Origin of the sequence: Pelagibius sp. (assembly GCF_965227505.1) — a bacterium.
Lineage (GTDB): Bacteria > Pseudomonadota > Alphaproteobacteria > Kiloniellales > Kiloniellaceae > Pelagibius.
The window spans coordinates 44,939-67,935 of sequence record NZ_OZ245757.1 but is presented as its reverse complement, the minus strand read 5'-3'; the positions used below and the strand labels follow the sequence as shown (position 1 = coordinate 67,935).

Sequence of the window (22,997 nt, the reverse complement as noted above, 5' to 3'; positions counted from 1 at the left end):
GGGTCCGGAGTCGCCGCGGCATCATACTGCAATCGCGGTGGAGGGGGCGAACCGCTGCAGCGCTCTACCCCATTCGCGCCTCAATTGCGGAAGATCATCGTGATCTCCGGAAACAGCAGGACCAGCGCCAATACGAAGAGCTGGAGGACGATGAACGGCAGGAAGCCGCGGAAAATCTCCGGCAGGGTGATATGGGGCGGCGCCACCGACTTCAGGTAGAAGGCCGCGGGCCCGAAGGGCGGGCTGAGGAAACTCACCTGCATGTTGACGCAGAACAGAATGCCGAACCAGACGGCAACGAAGCTGGGCGCCGCCACCAGCGCGCCGGTCAGCCCCAGTTCCTCGATCGGCAGCTTCAGGACGATGGGCAGGAAGACCGGCATGACCAGCAGCACGATACCGACCCAATCCATCACCGCGCCCAGCAGCAGGAAAATCAGCATCATCAGAAGCAGGATGCCGAAGGTCGGGAACTCCGTCCCGATGATCAGATTGGCGACATAGGTCGGCCCGCCGGCGATGGTGTAGGCGCCGGCCAGGGCCGTTGCCCCGAAGGTGATCCAGAGAATGGTGCCGGTCGACTTCCAGGTCCGCATCAGCGCTTCCTTGACCAGCGACCAGGACAATTCCCCGCGCAGCGTAATGAGGATGAGCACGGCGACCACGCCCATCCCGGCCGCTTCGGTAATGGCGGTGATTCCACCATAAATCGAGCCCAGCACCACAAAGACGATGAGCAGGGGCGCAATCAGGCCGGGCAGGGCACGCAGCTTGTCCGCCATGGTGACCTCGTCGCCGCCTTCCGGCAGAGGCGCCTGCTCCGGATACCTGCGGGTGCGGTACATGATGTAGGCGATGTAGCAGCCGCCGAGGATGAAGCCCGGCACGAAGGCCGCCTTGAAGAGCGCATGGATCGAAGTCTCGGTCACCAGACCGTAGATGATCAGCACGATGGACGGCGGGATCATGGTTCCCAGGCTGCCGGAGGCGCAGATCGTGCCGATGGCGAGATCCTGGTTATAGCCGAGGCGCAGCATGTTCGGCAGCGCGATGAGCCCCAGCAGCACAACCTCGCCGCCGATGATGCCGGACATGGCGGCCATGATGATGGCCATGATGGCGGTGACGATGGCGATGCCGCCGCGGGTGCGGCTCAGCCAGACATTGAGGCTGTCGAACATCGCCTTGGCGATGCCCGATCTTTCCATCAAACAGGCCATGAAGATGAACAGCGGCACCGATATCAGGACATAGTCCGTCATCAGTCCGTACATGCGCTGGGCCAGGATGTTCAGCGGACCGGTCCCGAAGGAGCGGAACAGGATGTCCGGCCCGAACTTCATCATCAGGACGGCAACCGCCAGAAAGCCCGACGCGAAGCCCAGCGGCATACCGATTGCCAGCAGAACGAACAATCCGATGAGCAGGATCAGCGAGATCGTTCCGATATCCATAAAACCTGGCCCCCCAAAGACCCTGATACTGCCAAGCGCGGGCCCCGGCCCCGCTGCCCCCCTGATGCCCGGTTGACGTCCGGGTCAGTCGATATGCTCTTCCTTTACCTCTTCGGCGAGGTCGTGAACCTCTTTCTTCTTGTTCCAATCGGCAATCAGGTTGGTCACCGACTGGAGGGCGATCAGCACCACCGCCACGAGGATCAAGGGTTTCATCGTCGCCGGAATCGGTGGATCCCAGGCGGTGCCAAAGGTCTCCCAGCGCAGCATCTTGACCCAGGCCTCGTTGAAACCGCCGTAGACGACAGCACCCGCAAAGATGCAGATCAGCAGCACGGAGATCACATCGAAGAGACGCTGCCAGCCGCGCGGGACCATGTCGTAAAGGATGAAGATGCGGATGTGGCCGCGCTGCTGCATGACGTAGAGGCCGGCCAGCAGGTAGACGCAGCCAGCCAGCCACATCGACATCTCGTTGACCCAGAGGGTCGGCGCCTCGAAGACGTAGCGCATCACCACTTCGAAGAACATGATGGCGACGATAAAGGCGACGAGAAACATTGCGACCCGGCTGATCGCAATGCTGATGCGGTCCATCCAGTTTTCGACCTCATGCTCAACCATCACCCGGCTCCCTTCTCCGCTTCATGCGCCGTTCCGGTGCTTAGTCTACGAAGTGCACGGTCTGCGGTAACGCTCCGAGAAAGTTCGGGCCCCTGCCGCGTTCCGCAGCCAGGGGCCCGATTATGGACTGATGCGCCAGCGCTTACTGCACCAGGCCCAGGGTCTTCAGGAAGGTGGTGTGGCTGTCGACCAGAGCACGGGCTTCCGGCGTCTTTTCGGCCCAACCCTGCCAGGCCTGCTGTGCAGCCTGACGGAACGTGGCGCGGTCTTCCGCAGACCAGTCGTGGAGGGTGACACCCTTCTCGCGCAGCATCGCCGCGGCCTCGTTGTTCTTGACCTCGAAGGTCAACGCTGTCTGGAAGGCCAGCTTCTGCATGGCGACCTCGATGATGCGCTGCAGATCTTCCGGCAGGGCATCCCAGGCGTCCTTGCGGATCGCCAGGTGATCCGAGGGCATGGAGTGGAAGCCCGGATAGGTCGCATGGCTGACAAGGTCATAGAGGCCGAGGCCAACGTTGTTGGCGAGACCGGAGGCATCGGCCCCGTCGATGATCTTCGTCTCCAGCGCGGTGAAGATCTCGGTGAAGTCCATCACCACAGGCTTGGCGCCCAGATTGGCGAAGATCTCGGTCTCCAGGCCCGGCGGCGAGCGGAATTTCCAGTCCTTCAGATCTTCCGGCCCGGCAATCGGCCGGGAGGAAGACATCGACTCCTGGCCATAAATCCACCAGCCGATGAGCTGCATGTTGTATTCGTTGTAAAGCTCGTTGGCCGCCGCTTCGCCGCCGCCGTAGTAGAACCAGGCGTACTGCTGCCAGGGTGTGTCGTAGCCGCCCATGATGTCGCCGACGAACTGGAAGGCCGGGTTCTTGCCGGTCTGGTAGGCACCGCCGGTCATGTCGCCATCCAGGATGCCGCTGGCCGCTGCGTCGAAGGTCTCCGTCGGCTTCACCACCGAGGCGGAGAAGAACATCTCGATATCCAGCCGGCCGCCGGACATGGTTTCGACATCGTCGACAAACTGCTGGGCGAGCTTGCCGGAGACCGTCTCCGGCGCGTAGTGGGTCTGAATGCGCAGAGTGTGCTCTGCGCTGAAAGCCGAGGAGACGGCAAACACCGAGGTGGCCGCCGCCAGGGCGGCGATTTTCAATGAACGCATGGGTTCCTCCCGTTTTATTTCTCTTGCGCGAAGCATCGCCGCGCGGCTCCCGGCACGAGTTTCCGCGCCTTCGGGCGCTAGCCTAGGGCAAAGTGCAAAGGGCGACAACAGGTTACGGCAGCTTGGGGCTGACGCCGGCGGTCAACTCAAGGGGCTGATGGCAAGGGAGGCCGCTGCTCCCGCGGACTGCAGCCTTGCGCCCGACCCCAGCCCTGTCGCGGCCGGCATCTGCGCTGCTTGAAGGACAAGACAGCCGCTAAGCACCCGGATCACCACGAAATCCTGTTCGAGACTCAACCGGCGGGCTTCTCGGCCCTGGCCTTCTCCGCAATGGCACGCAGCGCCGGGCGATAGGCCGACATCACCTTGATCCCCTGCTTGGAAAGGTAGGCTTCCGCTGCGGCGCGGGCGGTGGAATGGGTGTCTTCGAAGCCTTCGGCGTAGAACTCGCCGTTCAACTCCCAGGTGACACGCCAGCGGTATCCGGGTCGGCCGACCGGCCTGAGCGGCCCGGGATTTCCGGGCCAAGGCTCGACAACGAGGTTGTAGTTCTTGAGACCATGCATCTCAACCAGCCCCGCCCTGTTTCCGGCGCAAGCGCACGCAGTGCGGCGCTTTCCTCGTCACTATAATCCAAGTCCGGCGGGGGGTTCATCCGAAAAAACGGAGCAGCGCTAGAACCTTTGACGGCCCAGACGCAGGGCATTGCCGATCACCGAGACGGAAGAGAGCGACATGGCGGCGGCCGCGAACATCGGACTCAACAACCATCCGGTGAGCGGAAACAAGACACCGGCCGCAAGAGGCACGCCCAAGCCATTGTAAAGGAACGCAAAGAAAAGGTTCTGTCTGGTGTTGCCAAGGGTGGCCCTGCTGAGGCGGCGCGCCATATAGAGCCGCCCCAGGTCGCCCTTCAGCAGCGTGATGCCGGCCGCCTCGATCGCAACATCGGTGCCGCTGCCCATGGCAACGCCGATGTCCGCCTGCGCCAAGGCCGGACCGTCGTTGATCCCGTCACCGGCCATGGCGACGATATGCCCCTGCTCCTGGAACTGTCGAACCAGCGCCGCCTTGTCGGCCGGCAGGGCGTCGGCAACGATGCGCGTGATGCCCAGATCCCCGGCGATGGCTTCGGCAACGGCCTGGGTATCGCCGCTGACCAGAACGACCTCCAAGCCGTCGGCGCGCAAATCGGAGATCGCCTGGGGGGAGGTCGGCTTCAAAGCATCGGCGATGGCGATCAGGCCCAGCAGTCGGTCGTCTTCGGCAACAGCAATCACCGTCTGGCCCCTGCTCTCGATAGCGCTGATCACCGAATCCACCGTGCCCGTCGCGATACCGAGATGCGTGAGCCAGGCGATGGAGCCGGCCCGCAAGACAGCGCCCTCCAACCGCCCCTGAACCCCCTTGCCGGTCACGGCTTCGAAGTCGGTCAACGGTGTCACAGGCAAACCGCGCGCCTGGGCCGCAGCCAGCACGGCCGCCGCCAAGGGGTGTTCGCTGCGCTGCTCCAGGCTCGCCGCCACCTGCAGCAGGCGGTCCTCGGAAACGCCCTCGGCCGGCGAGACGGCGACCACCGAGGGCCGCCCCTCGGTCAGAGTGCCGGTCTTGTCGATCAGCAGGGTATCCGCCGCGGAGAGACGCTCCAGCGCCTCGGCTTCCTTCACCAGAATGCCGAGGCCTGCGCCGCGGCCGACGGCCACCATGATGGACATCGGCGTGGCAAGGCCCAGCGCGCAAGGACAGGCTATGATCAGAACCGAGACAGCGGCGATAAGCGCATAGGCGAAGGCCGGCGGCGGGCCCAACACCGCCCAGGCGGCAAAGCTGGCGACAGCGATCAGCACCACGATGGGGACCAGCACGGCCGCTGCCTTGTCTGCGAGGCGCTGGACGGGCGCGCGGCTGCGCTGCGCATTGCCGACGAGTTGAACGATCTGGGCGAGAACGGTCTCGCGCCCCACCTTCTCGACACGGAAAACAAGGCTGCCGCTGGCGTTCACCGTGCCGCCGACGACACGGTCCCCACGCCGCTTTGCCTGCGCCACCGCTTCGCCGGTCAGCATGGACTCATCGATGCTGCTCTCGCCGTCGACCACCCTGCCGTCGGCGGGAACCTTTTCGCCGGGCCTCAGCAAGACATGATCGCCGGGCTGCAGAGATTCCGCCGGCACCTCGCGGTGGCTTCCATCGCTCTCCACCAGGCGGGCGGTTTTCGGGGTGAGGTCCAGCAGGGCCCGCAGCGCACTGCCGGTGCGTTCGCGCGCCCGCAGCTCCAGCACCTGGCCCAGCAGCACCAGCGTGACGATCACGGCAGCCGCCTCGTAATAAACGGGCAACGCGCCGGAGGCGTCCCGGAAAGAGGCGGGAAACACCCCGGGCAGTGTCGTGGCCGCCAGGCTGAACAGAAAAGCGGCCCCGGTGCCCATGGCGATCAAGGTGAACATGTTCAGGTGGCGCGTCCTGACGGACGCCCAGCCGCGTTCGAAAAAGGGCCAGCCGCCCCAGAGCACCACAGGTGCCGAGAGCCCCAGCTGAACCCAGGCCGACCAGGTCGGCGTCAGCAGCCGCAGCCCGGCGAGGTGCTCGCCCATGACCAGGGCAACGAGCGGCAGTGTCAAAACCGCTGAGATGCGAAAGCGCTGCTGCATGTCCTCGAGTTCGGGATTGGGCCCGTCGTCGAGCGTGATCTCCTTGGGCTCCAGGGCCATGCCGCAGAGCGGACAGCTGGCCGGCCCGCGCTCCTCGATCTCCGGATGCATCGGACAGGTGTAAAGCGCCTCGGGGTCGGCCGGCGCTTGCGGCGCCCCCCTGCCCTCGAGCACAGCCTCCGGATCGCGACGGAACTTCTCCAGGCAATGGGTGCTGCAAAAATAGTGGGTCGCACCGGCGTGTACGTGGTGCAGAGCATCCTCCGTCCTGGCGACGGCCATACCGCAGACCGGATCGACAGCCGTCTCGAGACGGCCTTCGGGATCGCCGCAGCCGCCCGCCGGGGTAGACGCTTCGTGACAGCCCGATTTGGCCGCTGTGGCCATCGCCTGTGCTCCTGGCTCCTGCTTCATCCCCAAGGTCTGCGCCTTCCAGTCACTGGAAGGTCAAGACCGGATGAACCCACTGTGCTCCCTGCTTTGGAAGGCGCGCGGGCCGCGGGAATACAAAGCTTCCCAAGCCGGGACGGTCGGGCTACATGATAGGCAACCGATCAATCAATTGGCCTGCTGACCATTCCACTTTTCGGCGCCACGCCGCCGGTACCACGCCATCGGCACCACGCCATCGGCACCACGCCATCGGTACCTTGGCCGCGTTGCGGCGGCCGCGCGGTTCTTGCGAGGCCAAGTCCCTGGGAGGGTAGTGAACCTATGCGTAATCTGGAACTTGCCGGCCGCTCTGTCGCCCGCTCACTGAACGGCATGGCGGCAACCTCGCACAGCCTGGCGACACTGACCGCGATCAACGTGCTTCAGGACGGCGGCAACGCCATGGACGCCGCGGTCGCGGCCTGTGCGGTGCAGGGCGTGGTGGAACCGGAATCGACCGGGATCGGCGGCGACTGCTTTGTTCTCTATGCCCCGCGCGGCAGCGCCGACATCGTTGCCTTCAACGGCTCCGGGCGCGCACCCAAGGCAGCGACGGCTGCCTGGTATGCCGAGCAGGGCATCGACACCCTCGAGCGCTACAGCCCCCACTCGGTGACCGTTCCCGGGTCCATCGACGCCTGGGACCGGCTGCTGCGCGACCACGGCACACGCAGCCTGGGCGACATGCTGCAGCCGGCCATCCGCTTCGCGCGCGACGGCTATGCCATCACCGAGCGTGTCGCGACGGACTGGGAGAGCGAGATCGAAACCCTGTCGTACGATCCGGCGACCGCGCGGATTTTCCTTCCCGGCGGCAGGCCGCCCGGGCTCGGCAAGGTCCACCACCAGCCGCAGCTCGCCGCAAGTCTGGAACTGATCGCCCGCGAAGGCCGGGATGCCTTTTACAAGGGTGAGATCGCCGAAGATCTTGTCGATCACTTACGCGCGCTGGGCGGCCTGCACAGCCTGGAGGATTTCGCCACGGCCGAAGGCGCGTACGTCACTCCCATCAAGTCCGGCTATCGGGGTTTCGATATCGTTCAGTGCCCGCCCAACGGCCAGGGTGTCATCGCGCTGCTTATCCTGAACATTCTCTCCGGCTACGACCTCGCCAGTTTCGGCGAGATGACGGCAGAGCGTCTGCATCTGGAAATCGAGGCCATGCGCCTGGCCTATCGGGAGCGCGACGCCCATCTGGCCGATCCGGCACAGGCCGAAGTCCCGGTGGAGCGCCTGCTCTCCGAAGACTATGCGGCGGACCTGCGCCGGCAGATCGATCTGAAACGCGCGATGGCCGCCCCGGCCCCGGCGCCGGTCGCGGCCCATGCCGACACTGTCTACCTCAGCGTCGTCGACAAAGACCGCAACGCGGTCAGCTTCATCAATTCGACCTTCAACTCCTTCGGCAGCGGCATCACCGGTCCGAAGAGCGGCGTGGTGCTGCAGAACCGCGGCGGCGCCTTCTCTGTCGACCCGGCGCATCCCAACTGCATCGCCCCCGGCAAACGGCCGATGCACACCATCATTCCCGGCATGATGGTGAAGGACGGACGCGCGGTCATGCCCTTCGGCGTCATGGGCGGCCACTACCAGGCGGCAGGGCATGCCCGCTTCCTCACCAACCTGCTGGACTTCGGGCTCGACGTGCAGCAGTCCATGGACATGCCGCGCATCTTCGCCCTGCCCGGCGAGGGCGAGACGGAGGTGGAAGCCGAAAGCGGGGTTCCGCAAGAGGTTCTGTCGAAGCTCGAGGCCATGGGTCATCGTTTCTGCAAGCCGGCGAAGCCGATCGGCGGCAGCCAGGCGATCCGCATCGACTGGGAGGCCGGCACCCTGGCCGGCGGCTCCGACCCGCGCAAGGACGGCTGCGCGCTGGGTTATTAGACTGGGCTATTAGACTGGGCTATTAGACTGGGCTATTAGACTGGACGCCTCATGACCGCACTCGACCCGGCCCTGCACGAGGTCTACACCCAGATCTCGACGGCGACGATCACCACGATCCTTCTCAAGAAAGGCCTGCGCAACGTCTGGCTGCGCGGCGCCAGGCCGCTGGTCGATGCACGCGCGCGCCGGGTCGGGCCCGCCTTCACGCTGCGCTTCGTCCCGGCGCGCGAGGATCTCGCGACCCCGGCATCCTGGTCGTCGCCCACCTCAACGCGCGCCGCGATCGAGGAGATGCCGGAAGGTGTCATCACCGTCGTCGATGCCATGGGCGTGCAGGATGCCGGGATCTTCGGCGACATTCTCTGCGCAAGAATGCACAAGCGCGGCGTCGAGGCTTTGGTGACGGATGGCGTGCTGCGCGATCTTGAGGGCGTCGAGGCCAGCGGCCTGCCGGTCTGGTGCAACGGTATCGCAGCGCCATCATCGGTCACCGGGCTGACCTTCGTCGGCTGGCAGGATCCCATCGCCTGCGGCGGCGTGGCGGTCTTCCCCGACGATCTCATCGTCGCGGACCGCGACGGCGCCGTGGTCATCCCCCAGGCTCTGATCCGGGAAGTGGCCGACCTGGGCCTGGAGCAGGAACGCCTGGAGGCCTGGATCATGCGCGAAGTCGGCCATGGCGCGAAACTCCCCGGCCTCTATCCGCCTAATGAGGAAACGCTGGCGCGCTATCGCAAGGAAACCGGGGAAGGCTGAGCAGCCAAATCCTCCTTGCCAGGCTGCCGAGGCTTTCCTAGCCTCTAACCCATGCGAAGCGTAAAGCGATTCTTTCCCGGCTACAGGCTGCGGCGCGGAACCCCGGAAGACGGGGACGCGCTGCTGCGGGTGCATCAGCGCGCGATCCTGACCCTGGGGCGGCGCATCTACAGCGATGCCCAACTGGAAAGCTGGGCCAGCGGCAACACTTCCGAACGCTATGGCGCGGCGATGCTCGAAGACCAGGAGATCTTCGAGGTCGCGGTCAACCGCAAGGCGGGCATCGTGGCTTTCTGCTCCCGCAAGGACCACGAGGTCCGCGGTCTTTACGTCGACCCCGATTGGGCGCGTCTGGGTATCGGCCGGCTGTTGCTCCAGCGCGCAGAGGCGGCGATCAGGTCGACAGGCCATCACCGGGTGTCCATCGGCGCCAGCCTCGTCGGCCTGCCGTTCTACGAATCCCAGGGCTACCGGGTGCTGCGCCACCGTCACTGGAAAACCCGCGGTGGGCTCTTCATTCCCGCAGCAGAGATGGAGAAACAGCTGCGCCGGGCTACGGAGTCCTCGGCGGGGGACTGAACGCACGCTTCGCCGTCGCGGCCCGGGCGGGGGTATCGGTCTTGCAGGAGGCGTCAACATTCTTCAGGCCACGCCAGTCCTCCTCCGCGCCCGCCAATCGATCACCGCGGTCTTTTTCATCAACGGCACCTTGATCGGCTGCTGGGCTTCGGCCATTCCGCAGATCAAGCAGCGGCTCGCACTCGACGAGGGCGACCTGGGCCTTGCACTGCTGTGCTTCGCGCTCGGATCGATCCTCGCCATGCTGGTCGGCGGCCCCAGGATCGACCGCTTCGGCAGCCGTCTCGTCGTCGGCATCAGCGCACTGGGCTTTTGTCTCGCCCTGCCCCTGGTGCTGGTCGCCGGCTCCCTGTCGGACCTGTTGCTCGTCGCCGTGGTCATCGGTTTCGCCAACGGCCTGATGGATGTCAGCATGAATGCGCAGGGCGTGACCGTCGAACGCGGCCTCGAGCGACCGACCATGTCCTCCCTGCATGCCTTCTTCAGCATCGGCGGCATGGCTGGCGCCGGCGCGGCCGCCCTCACCTATGCGCTCGGCGGCGGCCTGCAGCATCTGCTGCCCGGTGCGACTCTTGTGCTCCTGCCGGCAGCCATGGTCGCCCTGCAGCCGCTGCTGACCGATGCGCGAGGCAAAGAGAGCAAGGCGCGCCTCATCGCCCTGCCGCCGCGCCCACTCTGGCTGGTGGCCGCTTTCGCCTTCATCGCCTTTATCTGCGAAGGCGCGATGTTCGACTGGTCGGCGGTCTATCTGCGTGAGGTCATGGGCAGCGGCGCAAGCATCGCCGCGCTCGGCTTCGGCGTCTTCTCGGCGGCCATGGCAGCGGGCCGCCTGCTGGGCGACCGGGTCGTCGCCCGCCACGGACGGGTCCGGGTGCTGCGGGTCAGCGCGGTTGCGGCGGGGCTGGGCTACGCGGTCGCCCTCAGCGCAAGCGCGGTTCCTCTCGCCCTGGCGGGCTATGCGCTGATCGGCCTCGGCGTCGCCAACATCGTGCCGATCCTCTTTTCGCTCGGCGGCAGCCGGCGGGACATCGGCCACGGCAGCGGCATCGCCGCCGTGGCTACGGCCGGATACAGCGGCGCGCTGCTGGGTCCGGCCTGGGTGGGGTTCCTGGCGGATGCCGCGGGGCTGCGCCTCTCCCTCGCCCTGACGGCGCTGTTTCTGGTGCTCCTCGTGGTCTTCGGCGCGCGGGCGCGTTCTGCTTAGAGATCGCGCTCCGGATAGCAGAGGCAGTCTTCCAGGGCGGTCAGGAAGCCCTGCGCCACCGTGGTCTCCGGGTCCATCTCTCTCATGATGCGCCGAAGCACGGTGCTGCCCTCCGGAAAGCGGCGCATCTGGGCGATGGTCTGCTTTGCCAGCCGCTCGCCCAAGGGCCAGTCGTCCTGATAGACCCCGGTGTCGGCCGGTACATCCCAGTAGCGCCAGGCCCCGTCCCCATCCAGGCTGACGGTGGGGAACTTCAGCCATTCCTGTTCCCACCAGTCGGCCGCCTTGGCAGCCTCGGCGGCGGCGGACTCGCTCTCCTGGCGAAAGTCGCCAAGGTCCAGAACCTTCTTGGATGCTGCCATCATCTGTGTTCCTCCCTTTCTGGGACAGCCTTTCTCGGACGGAGTACGCCGGGGCTAGACCGAGAAGTACTTCGCCTGCGGATGGTGCAGGACGATGGCCGAGGTCGACTGCTCGGGGTGAAGCTGGTGCTCGTCGGACATCACGATGCCGATCTCCTCGGCATTCAGAAGCGCCAGGAGCTGCTCCTGGTCCTCCAGGTTGGGGCAGGCCGGATAGCCGAAGGAGTAGCGCGAGCCGCGATAGCCCTGGCTCAGCATGACCTCCATGTCGCGGGCGTCCTCGTGGCCGAAGCCCAGTTCCGCGCGGATGCGCTTGTGCAGGTATTCGGCCAGGGCCTCGGCCATTTCGACGCCCAGGCCGTGCAGGTAGAGGTAGTCCTGATAGCGGTCGTCATTGAACCAGTCGCGCGCCACGTCGGAGGCGTTCTGCCCGACGGTGACGACCTGCAGGCCCAGGACATCCCGTTCCCCGCTTTCGACGTCGCGCAGGAAGTCGGCGATGCAGAGCCCGCCTGCGCGGGCCTGGCGCGGCAGGGTGAAGCGCGCCACCTCCCGGTCCCGCTCCTCGGGATCGAAGACGATCACGTCATTGCCCTCAGCGTTGGCCGGCCAGTAGCCGTAAACCGCCTGGGGTACCAGGATGTCCTGCTGCTTGGAGACGTCGAGCATGCGTTTCAGGGTCGGGCGCAGTTCGCGCCGCGCCCACTTCATGTAATCCCCCAGTGAACGGCCGTTCTTCCGAAAGCCCCACTGAAACTGGTAGAGCATGCGGTCGTTCAGGAAGGGCACCAGGGCATCCAGCGGTACCCGCGCCAGCACCCGCGGCCCCCAGAACGGCGGCTCCGGAACCTCCACGCCTTCGGCCAGTTCCCCCCGGCGCAGGCGGGTCTCTTCCAGGTCCACAGGGCGCTGATCGGCCCGTGTCGCCTGTCCCAGAACCCGTTTGGTCTTGTTGGAGCGCGGCTGCCGCTTTTCCGTGCGCTCGCTGACGTGGGCGGCAAAGTTGCCGTTCACCACCTTGTCCATCAGCGACAGGCCGTCGAAGGCGTCGCGGGCATAGGCCACCTGGCCAGTGGCATAGGCCGCCGCACAGTCCTGCTCCACATAGTTGCGGGTGAGCGCGGCGCCGCCCAGCATCACCGGGACAGAGACCTTCTCGCGGGTCATCCGCTCCAGGTTCTCACGCATCACCACTGTCGACTTCACCAGCAGACCGGACATGCCCACCGCATCGGCCTCGTGTTCGACCACGGCCGCCAGGATGTTGTCGATGGGCTGCTTGATGCCCAGGTTCACAACCTTGTAGCCGTTGTTGGTGAGGATGATATCGACCAGGTTCTTGCCGATGTCGTGAACATCGCCCTTCACCGTGGCCAGAACGATGGTGCCCTTCTCCTGGCCCTCGACCTTCTCCATGTGCGGCTCAAGGAAGCGCACGGCGGCTTTCATGGTCTCGGCGGACTGCAGCACGAAGGGAAGCTGCATCTTGCCGGCGCCAAAGAGTTCGCCCACGACCTTCATACCGTCCAGCAGGTGGACGTTGATGATGTCCAGGGGCGGATGCTTGGCCATAGCCTCGTCCAGATCGTCTTCCAGACCCTTGCGGTCGCCGTCGATGATACGGTCCTTCAGACGCGTCTCCACATCTTCGGCGCGCGCCTTCTTCTCGCTGGCGACGGCCGAGCGCCCCTCGAAGAGCCCGATGAAGGCCTGAAGGGGGTCGTAATCCTCCCTCCGTCGGTCGAAGATCAGGTCTTCCGCCGCCTTCACCTCTGCCTCGGGAATCTTGTGCAGAGGCATGATCTTGCTGACATGCACGATGGCAGCGGTCAGGCCGCGCTTGATGGCGTGATCCAAGAAGACCGAATTCAACACGTGGCGCGCGGCGGCATTGAGGCCAAAGGAGATGTTGGAGAGGCCCAGCAGGATCTGACAGTCCGGCAGTTCGCGGGCGATGCCTTCGATGGCCTCCAGGGTCCAGACACCCAGTTTGCGGTCGTCTTCATTGCCGGTGCAGATGGTGAAGGTCAGCGGATCGATGATCAGATCGCTGGCCGGCAGGCCATGCTTTATGCAGGCAAAGTCGTGCAGGCGCTTGGCAACCGCGACCTTTTGATCCGCCTCCTTGGCCATGCCCTCTTCATCGATGGTAAGGGCGATCACCGCAGAGCCGAAGCGCCGCGCCAGCTCAAGCCGCTTTGCCGCCGGCTCTTCGCCGTCCTCGAAGTTGATGGAGTTGAGAACCGGCTTACCGCCGTAGAGTTTCATCGCCGCTTCGAGCACCGGCAGCTCGGTGGAATCGATGACCAGCGGCGCGGTCACCGAGCCACGCATGCGGCCCACGACCTCGTTCATCTCGGCGGTCTCGTCGCGGCCGACAAAGGCGGTGCAGACATCGATGGCGTGGGAGCCTTCCTTGGCCTGCTCCACCCCCATGGCCACGCAGCCGTCCCAGTCGGCCGTCTCCTGCAGCTCCCGGAACTTCTTGCTGCCGTTGGCATTGCAGCGTTCGCCGATGGAAAGATAGGCGTTTTCCTGGCGCAGAGAAATCTGGCCATAGAGTGAAGCCAGGGACGGAACCCAGAAGGACTTTCTCGGCTTCGGCACCGGGCGGATCGCAAGCTTGGACTCTTCGCCGGCGCGGCGGCGCAGCATCGCATCCAGGGCGGCGATGTGATCGGTGGTGGTGCCGCAGCAGCCGCCGATCAGGTTCACGCCGTCCTCCTGCAGGAAGCGTTCCAGCCAGCCGGCCAGTTCCTGGGGCTGCAGGGGATAGGACGTCTTGCCGTCCACCAGTTCCGGCAGGCCGGCGTTGGGCTGGACCGAGATCGGGCCGGCCCAGTTTTCCGCCAGCCATTCCAGATGGGGCGCCATTTCCTGCGGCCCGGTGGCGCAGTTGAGGCCGGCCACCGAAACGTCGAGGGCCTTCAGCACCGTTGCGGCCGCAGCAATGTCGGCGCCGACGAGAAGGGTCCCGGTGGTTTCCACCGTCACCTGAACCATAACCGGCAGGTCCGGCTTGCCCGCCCTGGCCCGCGCGGCCTTCGCGCCATTGACGGCGGCTTTCACCTGCAGCGTGTCCTGGCAGGTCTCGATCAGAACCGCGTCGACGCCGCCCGCGATCAGGCCGTCGCACTGGGTGGCGAAGGCCTGCTCCAGGCTGTCGTAGTCAATGTGGCCCAGCGACGGCAGGCGCGTGCCCGGCCCGACAGAGCCGACCACGAAGCGGTCACGCCCGTCGGCGGCAAAGAGCTCCGATGCCTCGCGGGCAAGCTCGGCCGCGCGCTGGTTGATCTCCACGGCACGGTCCTGCAGACCGAACTCGCCAAGGGTGATGGGGGAGCCGCCGAAGCTGTTGGTCTCGACCATGTCGGCGCCGGCTTCGAAGTAGCCGCGGTGAATCTCCCGCACGATATCGGGGCGCGAGAGGTTCAGAACCTCGGTGCAGTTCTCCTGCCCCCAATAGTCCCCCTCGATGGAAAGGTCCATCGCCTGCACGCGGCTGCCCATGCCGCCGTCGCAGAGCAGGACGCGCTGCGTGAGCTGATCGTAGAACTTGCTCACCGCAGTCCTCCGACAGCAAGGGGCCTCGGGGCTTCTGTCGGTTCGCGGCCGGCCGCGTCGGAGAGCAGCAGACGGCAGACGGCAGCCGTCAGATCGGCACGGTTCAGCGTATAGATGTGAAACTCCTCAACGCCCCGGGCGACAAGATAGCGGCAGAGCTCCGCGGCCACGGAGACGGCGACCGGGTTTCGCACCTCCGCGTTTTCCTCAAGCCCCTCAAAGAGCCGGACCAGCCAGGCCGGCACCGCCGCCTTGCAGGCCTTGGCGATTTGCAGGGTCCGCTGGAAGTTAACGATCGGCAGGATACCCGGGATGATCGGCGCCGTGATGCCGGCGGCATGGGCGCGGTCCAGGAAGCGGAGATAGTCGTCCGGGTCGAAGAAAAACTGCGTGATGGCCCTGCGCGCGCCGGCATCCAGCTTGCGTTTCAGGTTGTCGAGGTCGGCCTGGGCCGTCAGTGCCTCGGGGTGCACTTCGGGATAGGCGGCAACAGAGATGTCGAAGTCGGCGACGCGGCGCAGTCCGGCAACGAGGTCGGCGGCAAAAGCATAGCCCTGCGGGTGCGGCCTGAAATCCCTGCTGTCCTTTGGCGGGTCGCCCCGCAAGGCCACGATCCGGCGCACCCCGGCGGCCCAGTAGCGCTCGGCCAGGGCATCGATCTCGGCACGGCTGGCACCCACACAGGTGAGGTGCGCCGCACAGACAACATCGGTCTCGTTCAGGATCCGCTCGACAGCGCGGATCGTACGCTCCTGCGTGGTTCCGCCGGCGCCATAGGTCATCGACACGAAGCGCGGTTCGAGCGCCTCGAGATCCTTCAGCGCTCGCCAGAAACGCTCTTCAGCGAGGGGGGAGGACGGCGGGAAGAACTCAAAGGAAAACCGTGGTCCGGGACCACAGCTTTCGCCATCGTCGCCGCCTGCCGGTCCCATGATATGTCTCGCGTCAGCCATGATCGTCCTTCGTCCTGAAGTGCCTAGGCGGCGGTCGCCTGCACCTCGTTCTGCCCGCAGCGCGCGGTCCAGATCGAAATGGTGAGTGGATCGCCTTTCAGTTCCTCGTGATCGACCGGCTCCAGGCCGGCCTCTTCCAACCAGCCCTCGATGCGCTCGTCATCGAAACCGAGCCAACGGTGTTCATGCTGGTCGCGCAGGTAGTCCAGCGCGTGCGCCTTGAAGTCGACGATGAAGAGACGGCCGTCCGGCCGCAGCACACGCGCGGCTTCTTCGATGGCCTCGGCCGGGCGCTCGGCATAGTGCAGCACCTGATGAATGGTCACGGCATCGAAGCTGCCCGACGCAACCGGCAGGTGATACATATCGCCCTTGCGGACCACACAGTTGCGCAACCGCGCGCGTTCGAGCTTGGAGCGGGCAATCATCAGCATGTCAGCGGAAAGATCGATCCCGACGGCCCGATCGACCTGCGGCGCCATAATCTCAAGGATCCGGCCCGTCCCTGTTCCGACATCCAAAAGGTCGGAGACCTTTTCCCGGCCTACCATCCGCTGAAGCAGCGCTTCGACTTCGTCGTCGCGGACATAAAGTGCGCGGAGCTCGTCCCAACGCGCAGCCACGCGCTTGAAGTAGTCCTCCGCCCGCTGCGCGCGTTCCTTCATCAGCTGCTCAAGGCGGGCGAGGTCGCCGCGCACGGTCGTGTCGGCATCCGGCACCGAGTCGACGAGGGTCTGGGCAAGCGCTGCTCCCGGCCCCTGTTGAGAGAGACGGTAATAGACCCACGAACCTTCGCGGTTGCGGTCCAGCAGGCCGGCCTCGGTCAACAGCCTGAGATGCCGCGACACACGCGGCTGGCTCTGGCCGAGGATCTGGACCAGGTTCGAAACCGTCAGATCGCCATGAGCGCAAAGCACCAGCAGCCGCAGGCGCGTTGGCTCCGCGGCCGCCTTCATCGCTGTGAGCAGTCTCTCCATCGCCCTACCCCGGCCCCTTCCTCGTTCCCGCCTGGGAGATACCATCATAAAGATATAAAGATATCGTTATGTCAAGGGCGCAGGTTGGATCGCCCGGCGGCCACCGCCCCTTGGCGGTACCGCCTCAATCCCGGCTTTGACCTCTTCTGCTCACGGCTGCCTCGCCACGGGGTGATTATGATTCGCTTAAGTGAAGGCCTTATATGATTAACCATGGTCCAGGTAAGCGAACCGCAATGGCGACCGAAGATTGGCCTCGCTCTGGGGAGCGGGGTCGCACGCGGCTGGGCGCACCTCGGCGTCCTTCGCGCATTGAGCCGCTACGGCATCGAACCGGACGTGATCGCCGGCACGTCGATCGGCGCCGTCGTCGGAGGGATCCATCTGGCCGGCAAGGCCGACGCGCTCGAAGCCTGGGCCCGCTCCCTCACCAAGGTCCGCATGATCTCCTACATCGACTTCCGCGTGCGCAACGGCGGCATGTTGGGTGGACGTCATCTTGTCGATGCCATGCGCCATGAACTTGGCGAGATGAAGATCGAGGAACTCGGCACACCCTTCGTCGCCGTTGCGACCGACCTGGTGACCGGTCATGAAGTCTGGCTGCGCAAAGGTGACATGGTCGATGCCATGCGCACCTCCTTCTCGCTGCCGGGCATCTTCGAGCCGATGCAGCATGATCGCCGATGGCTCGTCGACGGTGCGCTGGTCAATCCGGTGCCGGTCTCGGTCTGTCGCGCTTTGGGAGCGCAGATGGTGATCGCGGTCAATCTGAACGCCGACATCATCGGCAAGGAGCGTCGTGCCGGCGCGGACGTACCGACGGTTGCCGGCTTCGACCTTTTGAGCGAGATACAGGCCAGTGGTGCAGTGACGGCCAAGTCGCGAATCGGCGCTCTGGCGAGTCGCATCTTCAGACGCGAGCCGAGTCAGCCCAGCATGTTCGGAGTCATGATCTCCGCTTTGGGGATCGTTCAGGACAGAATTTCGCGTTCACGTTTGGCTGGCGAACCTCCCGACGTGCACATTACCCCGCGACTCGGAAACATCGGGCTCTTCGAATTCGACCGCGCCGATGAGATCATCACCGAGGGAGAGGAGTCGGTAGAGCGTGTTCTTCCCGACCTGCACGATGCTATCTCGATCTTCGGTCGCGAGCCCTACGACAACGGCACGTGAGCGCATCCACCTTCGAAGCTTTCAGTGCCCAAAGCCGCTTCCGCTGTTCTGCGATAGCGCCGCGTGAGGCATGTGTGGCGAGCGGCTTGAAACGCTCCCTCCATGCGCTCCTGAAAGCCCAAAAGAAAACGGCGACCGCTTGTCGAAGCGATCGCCGTTCTCACCATAACTCTTACCGGCTTAGTTAGCGAAGGCGGCGGACCGCCGTTTCGGCGCGAGGTTGTAAGGTTATGATTTAGCTTACTTTTTTGCCGCTTTTCTCCGCGCGGCTGGCTTTCTTTTCGCTGCGGTTTTCTTCTTTGCAGTCTTCTTTTTAGCGACCTTTTTCTTCGCGACTTTCTTCTTCGCGGCTGGCCGCTTGGCTACCTTTTTCCTGGCAACCTTCTTCTTAGCGACCTTCTTCTTGGCGACCTTCTTTTTCGCCGCTGGCCGCTTGGCTACCTTCTTCTTAGCCACCTTCTTCTTGGCTGTGGTTTTGCGCGTCGTCTTACGCGCAGTCTTCCGGGCGGTCGACTTTTTAGCCGCCGCGCGTTTGGCCGGCGCCTTCTTCTTCGCCGGCCTCTTTGCAGTCTTGGTAGTTGCCAATTGTCTAATCCCCTAACGTCAGAACGAATCCGGTGATGCCACCCCGCGCGGCGAATTGTGCCTCTTTGGTCAAGCAGTGACAAGAAAAGAGAAGCAGTGTTCAAGCAACAGAATGCAAAAACCTTTCACTGTGGCGATGAAGAGACGGTCGCTGTCGCGGTGATGAACTTGTCAAGCCACTCGACTGTGTTGCCGTTGTACGCAGCACGAAGGCAATTACCAGCCACTGTAGAAAGCTCTGCGACCGATGACTGTAAAGTCGTTCCAGACGCGTTAACGAAGCTTACCGATGGCGGATCGACCGCGCCTGAACCGCCGTGAGCGGACACCGGTTTCGTCGTCTGCGGCGTTGCCGGAAGGCAGTGACCGCCTCTGCGGAGTCGACCTTTGCTTTCCGCGCTGTCGAGCCGGCACAGATACGGTCCAATACAGCTCAAGAGCCCAACACAGATCAGACACAGCAGGCGTTCAAGCCACGCACCTATAGTCACGAGCCATGTTGACCAGACAACTGCCTCTTGCGTTGATCCTCTTCGGCTCGCTTGGCGCATTCACCACCGCGTGCGCATCCGAACAGCCAATCCCGGACGACCTGCAGACAGCGATCATCGAGTCGGCCACCGGCAACGACATTGCGGAGTTCCAGAGCACGCTCCGGACCGCCATCGCCGCTGCGCCCGAACACAGTCGCGCAATCCTGCGTCACGCCATCCGCTTGCGATCCGACTGGGCTGCGGAACTGCTGCTGGGAGCGCTCTATGATCCACCTCTGAAAGGCGCCACCACCGAGGGCGAGAGCCTGTTCGTGGCGGCCGTTCCAGCGGACGCCGCAAACGCCTCCGCCGTGGCCCGGCAAGAGCCTACGGCGCCCGGCGAAACGCCCCGCGAGGAGAAAAGCCCATGGTCCGGCGAAGCGGAACTGGGTGGGGTCGCACGCAGCGGAAACACAGAGAATCTGGGCGTTTCGGCCAGCGCCGAGGTCATCTACGAGGTGGCGCCCTGGCGGCATATACTGAGTGGATCCTTCGACTACCTGGAGACACGCCTGGCAACCGAAGAGCAGGCGATCGAGGCCGAGTACCAACTCAACTACGACCTGACCGAGCGTACCTTCGTCTACAGCCTCGCCCACTACGAGGACGATCGCTTCAGCGGCTTCGACTACGAGATCACCGCGTCGGCAGGTCTCGGCAGCAAGGTCATCGACGAAGAGCGGCTGAGCTGGGTTCTGGCCGCCGGTCCAAGCGTGCGGGTGTTCCGCGAAGAAGCCGCAGGCGAGACCGAAGCCGTTCCGGGCGCGCGGCTCAACAGCGACCTGACATGGCAGATCTCGGACACCGCCAAGCTGGCCAACGAAACCGAGGTGCGCCTGGACAGCGACCGCAGCGAGGTCGAAAACGAAACCAGCCTCACCCTCCAGATTATCGAGAGCCTGGCCGGACGCTTCTCGTTCTCCGCCCAGTACCGCAGCCCCGTGCCAGAGGACACCGACAAGCTGGACACCACGACCAAAGCCTCGCTGGTCTACGGCTTCTAACGAAGCGTACTTTGCCTTCGCGGCGCCTGCCGCGGAATAATTCCGCCCCCTTCGCGTCGGAACAGTAGAGGCCAACGGCTCCGAAAACTTCCGACCCTGGAGGCCCCATGAATCCTGTTCCTTCAGGCCGCTTTCTCTCCGGCCGCAATCCGCCCGGCCGTAGTCCGCGCGGTCGCAATGTGCCCTGCTGCAACATGCCCGGTCGCAGTATGATCGGTCGCAGTTCGTCCAGCCGCGGGCCGGGCATCTTGGCGATAGGCGCTGCGGTGATGCTGCTGGCAGTGTCCCTGCAGGGCGGCAACGTTAACGCCCAATCAGCGCCAACGACGCCCAGCACGCAGGCGCCGGCTACGTCACCTGCAAACCCGGCCGACAGCCCGGATGTCACGACAGCGCGCGACATCAAGGGCATGAGTATTTGGGACCGAGACAACGAACTGCTGGGCGAGGTCGACGACGTGATCCTCGATCGGCGCACCACCAAACTGAGATTGGTCCTGGTTTCTCAAGGCGGCTTTCTCGGCATCGGCGGCAAGCCGGTCGCTATCGAATGGCGCGAGCTCGAATACGACGCCGGTGCCCGGCTGCTGCGTACGCGAAAGCTTACTGCCGAAGAAGTTGCCGAACGCCGACCCTACGAGACCGACCAGTCCGGGGTCTCCATCGGCGATCTGAACTGACAAGGTCTATGAACGCGCACCGGTGCTGGCGAAATGCCACTTCCTTGACTCTTCCGCGGCGACATTACCGCCGTCTATACCCGATTGATCGATGCAATCCGGCCAGTAAGGCCGACATTTCAAAACCATAGCAAAGTAACTTTAAGTGGCACCTTTCAACCTGTGGAATACTGCCAGGGGTCGACGGGTCTCTAAATGTAGATCTCTGCGGAGCCAGGACGCAGGGCAGGAAGCCTGTGATCGGACCCATCCACCCCGCTAAGGGATATCCCGGCCGTTTGAAGGGCAGATCGCAAGGTCCGGAGCCACTCGGTATGAGAGGAAGGCGTGTCATTTCAGACGGTTGATCGGCGACGTTTCCTTACAGGAATCGGTCTGGGCAGTCTCGGTCTCACCCAGTGGGCGGGCTTTCCGAGCGCGTTGGCTGCGGGCCAATGGGATCGGGCGATGCCCGACAGCCCTTTCGACTTCGAGAAACTGCGCGGCGCGGCCGCCCGGCTGGCATCGGAGCCCATGGTGCCCGGCGATGCCGATCGTCTGCCCCAGAATCTCGCCGAGTTGACGCCGGCGCAGTTTCACGCGATCCGCTTCCGCCCGGAGGCGACGATCTGGCGCGACGAGGCCCTTCCCTTTCAGATGCAGCTCTTTCATCGCGGCTCGTACTTTCGCCAGACCGTGAAGATCAACATCATCGACGAAGAGCAGATCGCTGCGATCCCCTATTCGCCGACGCTCTTCGACTATGCGGACAGCCCTCTGGAAGGCACGCCCGAGGATCTCGGCTTCGCCGGGTTTCGCCTGCTTCATCCCCTGAACCGAAGCGACCATCTCGACGAGGTCGCTGTGTTCCTGGGCGCCAGTTACTTCCGGGTGCTCGCGTCGGGTCAGCACTTCGGCCTGTCGGCACGCGGCCTTGCCATCGATACGGGCCTGCCCAAGAGGGAGGAGTTCCCCTACTTCCGGGAGTTCTGGATCCAGAAGCCGCGGCCTGATGACCAGTCCATCCATATCTTTGCGCTGCTCGACAGTGCCAGCCTCACGGGGGCTTACCACTTTGTCCTGATTCCGGGCATCGAGTCGGTGATGCAGGTGCGGGCCAGCGTGTTCACCCGACAGGCCTTACAGAAGCTTGGCATCGCGCCCCTGACATCGATGTTCCTCTACGGAGAAAACTCGACGCCGCCGAGAGACGACCTGCGCCCGGAAGTCCATGACTCCGACGGCCTGCTTATGGCCGGCAACAACGGCGAGTGGATCTGGCGGCCCCTGACGAACCGCAGCGAGTTGCAGATCAGTTCCTTCCAGAACGAAAGCCCGCGTGGCTTTGGGCTAATGCAGCGCGACCGCAATGCCCGCAGCTATCAGGATCTGGATCTGAACTACGAGCGCCGCCCGAGCGCCTGGATCGAACCCCAGGGCGATTGGGGCAGCGGTGTTGTGCAGCTCATTGAAATTCCGAGCGATGCCGAACGCTACGACAACATCGCGTTGCTCTGGGTGCCCGAGCGCGCCGTGGAACCCGGGCAGGAATGGCCGTTCCGCTACCGCCTGCGCTTTGCCAGCGCTTTCAACGACTTCCCGAACACCGGCCGCACCCTTCAGACCCGCGAAGGCGCCGGCAGCGAACCCGGGCGCCGGCGCTTCGCTGTGGAGTTCGGGGGCGGAACCCTGGCCGAGATTCCCGATGACGGTACGGTCGAACTGGTGGTCTCGGCGTCCTCCGGCCAGATTCTGGAGTCGCGCGGGCGCAAGAGCGATGCCACGGGAACCTGGCTTGCCCTGTTTGAACTCGACCCCGGCGAGGAGGAGTCCATTGAGCTCCGCGCCTTTCTGAAAGACCAAGACCACGCTCTGAGTGAAACATGGAGTTACCTTTGGAAGCGCAGTTGAACACGGCCGAAGAAGCCGGAGAAACCGTGCCCTCCGGCGATTGCAGAAACCTGGTCCGCGCGCAGGTGCTGTGCAGGCTCGATCACTATCTCTCGGCCGCCGGGGTCGGCGACGCAACGGAGCGGGCCGCCCTGATCGGCAAGGCCAGCGAAATCCTGGTCAGTCAGTGCGACCTGGACAAGAAGCCGGCATGGTCTCAGATGATCGCCATCGTCGACCGGCTGCTGGCGGAACGCCACGAGATCGATACCGGCGGCGAGCCGCAGTTGAGTTGCCGCGGGCGACTTGCCGAGGTTTTCAGCGCGCATGAGCGCAGCGGCATACAGCAAGCCGAAGCCCTGGGCCGTACGGCCGATTGGGGCACGCCGCCCCGGCACTATCGGGCCATGCCCGACCAGGAACTCACGGTCCGCAGCCCCAGCTTCTCCCGGCTTTTCGACCCCTCGACCTGGCGACCGGCGCAGAACTTCGTCGTCAGCCTGTCCTGCCTGGCGGTCATTCTGATTCCCTAGCGACCTGACGTC

The 22,997-nt window shown here is 64.6% G+C and carries 19 protein-coding genes; 9 read left to right on the top strand and 10 right to left on the bottom strand.

What is annotated here, in order from left to right; all coding sequences use genetic code 11:
• Positions 1–80: 80 nt before the first annotated feature.
• The 5 genes from ACO06P_RS00280 to ACO06P_RS00260 form a co-directional block, all read right to left on the bottom strand.
• Positions 81–1,454, bottom strand: a complete 1,374-nt coding sequence (locus ACO06P_RS00280; protein ID WP_420348020.1) for a TRAP transporter large permease — start codon at positions 1,452–1,454, stop codon at positions 81–83.
• 84 nt (positions 1,455–1,538) lie between these two features.
• Positions 1,539–2,078, bottom strand: coding sequence for a TRAP transporter small permease subunit (locus ACO06P_RS00275; RefSeq protein ID WP_420348019.1), 540 nt, complete (start codon positions 2,076–2,078; stop codon positions 1,539–1,541).
• Between the two features lie 142 nt (positions 2,079–2,220).
• Positions 2,221–3,237, bottom strand: a complete 1,017-nt coding sequence (locus ACO06P_RS00270) for a TRAP transporter substrate-binding protein (RefSeq protein WP_420348018.1) — start codon at positions 3,235–3,237, stop codon at positions 2,221–2,223.
• Positions 3,238–3,530: 293 nt separating this feature from the next.
• A complete protein-coding gene (locus ACO06P_RS00265) occupies positions 3,531–3,803 on the bottom strand; it encodes a hypothetical protein (protein WP_420348017.1) in 273 nt (90 codons plus the stop codon).
• A 108-nt stretch (positions 3,804–3,911) separates the two neighbouring features.
• Positions 3,912–6,170, bottom strand: a complete 2,259-nt coding sequence (locus ACO06P_RS00260) for a heavy metal translocating P-type ATPase (protein ID WP_421938209.1) — start codon at positions 6,168–6,170, stop codon at positions 3,912–3,914.
• A 432-nt stretch (positions 6,171–6,602) separates the two neighbouring features.
• Between ACO06P_RS00260 and ggt the strand changes: the two genes are divergently transcribed.
• Genes ggt through ACO06P_RS00240 form a run of 4 tightly spaced genes read left to right on the top strand, consistent with a single transcriptional unit; the run spans position 6,603 to position 10,746 of the window.
• Positions 6,603–8,204 (top strand): gamma-glutamyltransferase, encoded by a 1,602-nt coding sequence (gene ggt, locus ACO06P_RS00255; RefSeq protein ID WP_420348015.1) that lies wholly within the window; start codon positions 6,603–6,605, stop codon positions 8,202–8,204.
• A gap of 51 nt (positions 8,205–8,255) precedes the next feature.
• Positions 8,256–8,963, top strand: a complete 708-nt coding sequence (locus tag ACO06P_RS00250) for a ribonuclease activity regulator RraA (protein ID WP_420348014.1) — start codon at positions 8,256–8,258, stop codon at positions 8,961–8,963.
• 51 nt (positions 8,964–9,014) lie between these two features.
• Positions 9,015–9,542 (top strand): GNAT family N-acetyltransferase, encoded by a 528-nt coding sequence (locus ACO06P_RS00245; RefSeq protein ID WP_420348013.1) that lies wholly within the window; start codon positions 9,015–9,017, stop codon positions 9,540–9,542.
• A complete protein-coding gene (locus ACO06P_RS00240; protein ID WP_420348012.1) occupies positions 9,469–10,746 on the top strand; it encodes an MFS transporter in 1,278 nt (425 codons plus the stop codon). The genes ACO06P_RS00245 and ACO06P_RS00240 overlap by 74 nt, the downstream gene beginning before the upstream one ends.
• Here ACO06P_RS00240 and ACO06P_RS00235 read toward each other — a convergent pair.
• From ACO06P_RS00235 to ACO06P_RS00220, 4 genes are read right to left on the bottom strand one after another with little or no spacing between them, the layout of a single operon-like run.
• The gene (locus ACO06P_RS00235) at positions 10,743–11,111 is read right to left on the bottom strand and encodes a hypothetical protein (RefSeq protein WP_420348011.1); all 369 of its coding nucleotides are present in this window, start codon (positions 11,109–11,111) and stop codon (positions 10,743–10,745) included. The genes ACO06P_RS00240 and ACO06P_RS00235 overlap by 4 nt on opposite strands.
• Before the next feature lie 51 nt (positions 11,112–11,162).
• Positions 11,163–14,672 (bottom strand): methionine synthase, encoded by a 3,510-nt coding sequence (gene metH, locus ACO06P_RS00230; RefSeq protein ID WP_420348010.1) that lies wholly within the window; start codon positions 14,670–14,672, stop codon positions 11,163–11,165.
• Complete coding sequence (metF, locus tag ACO06P_RS00225; RefSeq protein ID WP_420348009.1) at positions 14,669–15,625, bottom strand: methylenetetrahydrofolate reductase [NAD(P)H]; 957 nt, start codon at positions 15,623–15,625, stop codon at positions 14,669–14,671. Before metF ends, metH begins: the two co-directional genes overlap by 4 nt.
• Positions 15,626–15,648: 23 nt before the next feature.
• Positions 15,649–16,602: an ArsR/SmtB family transcription factor gene (locus ACO06P_RS00220; RefSeq protein WP_420348008.1), complete on the bottom strand. Its 954-nt coding sequence runs from the start codon at positions 16,600–16,602 to the stop codon at positions 15,649–15,651.
• A 213-nt stretch (positions 16,603–16,815) separates the two neighbouring features.
• On the opposite strand from ACO06P_RS00220, the gene ACO06P_RS00215 reads away from it, so the two are divergent.
• The gene (locus tag ACO06P_RS00215; RefSeq protein ID WP_420348007.1) at positions 16,816–17,781 is read left to right on the top strand and encodes a patatin-like phospholipase family protein; all 966 of its coding nucleotides are present in this window, start codon (positions 16,816–16,818) and stop codon (positions 17,779–17,781) included.
• Positions 17,782–18,021: 240 nt separating this feature from the next.
• On the opposite strand, the gene ACO06P_RS00210 is transcribed toward ACO06P_RS00215, so the two are convergent.
• Complete coding sequence (locus tag ACO06P_RS00210) at positions 18,022–18,366, bottom strand: hypothetical protein (protein WP_420349720.1); 345 nt, start codon at positions 18,364–18,366, stop codon at positions 18,022–18,024.
• Between the two features lie 496 nt (positions 18,367–18,862).
• Here ACO06P_RS00210 and ACO06P_RS00205 point away from each other — a divergent pair, with 496 nt between their 5' ends.
• From ACO06P_RS00205 to ACO06P_RS00190, 4 genes are all read left to right on the top strand, one after another.
• The gene (locus tag ACO06P_RS00205) at positions 18,863–19,903 is read left to right on the top strand and encodes a DUF481 domain-containing protein (protein WP_420348006.1); all 1,041 of its coding nucleotides are present in this window, start codon (positions 18,863–18,865) and stop codon (positions 19,901–19,903) included.
• A 269-nt stretch (positions 19,904–20,172) separates the two neighbouring features.
• Positions 20,173–20,583, top strand: coding sequence for a PRC-barrel domain-containing protein (locus ACO06P_RS00200; protein WP_420348005.1), 411 nt, complete (start codon positions 20,173–20,175; stop codon positions 20,581–20,583).
• Between the two features lie 447 nt (positions 20,584–21,030).
• Positions 21,031–22,473: a glucan biosynthesis protein gene (locus ACO06P_RS00195; RefSeq protein WP_420348004.1), complete on the top strand. Its 1,443-nt coding sequence runs from the start codon at positions 21,031–21,033 to the stop codon at positions 22,471–22,473.
• The gene (locus ACO06P_RS00190) at positions 22,446–22,985 is read left to right on the top strand and encodes a hypothetical protein (RefSeq protein WP_420348003.1); all 540 of its coding nucleotides are present in this window, start codon (positions 22,446–22,448) and stop codon (positions 22,983–22,985) included. Before ACO06P_RS00195 ends, ACO06P_RS00190 begins: the two co-directional genes overlap by 28 nt.
• Positions 22,986–22,997: the final 12 nt, after the last annotated feature.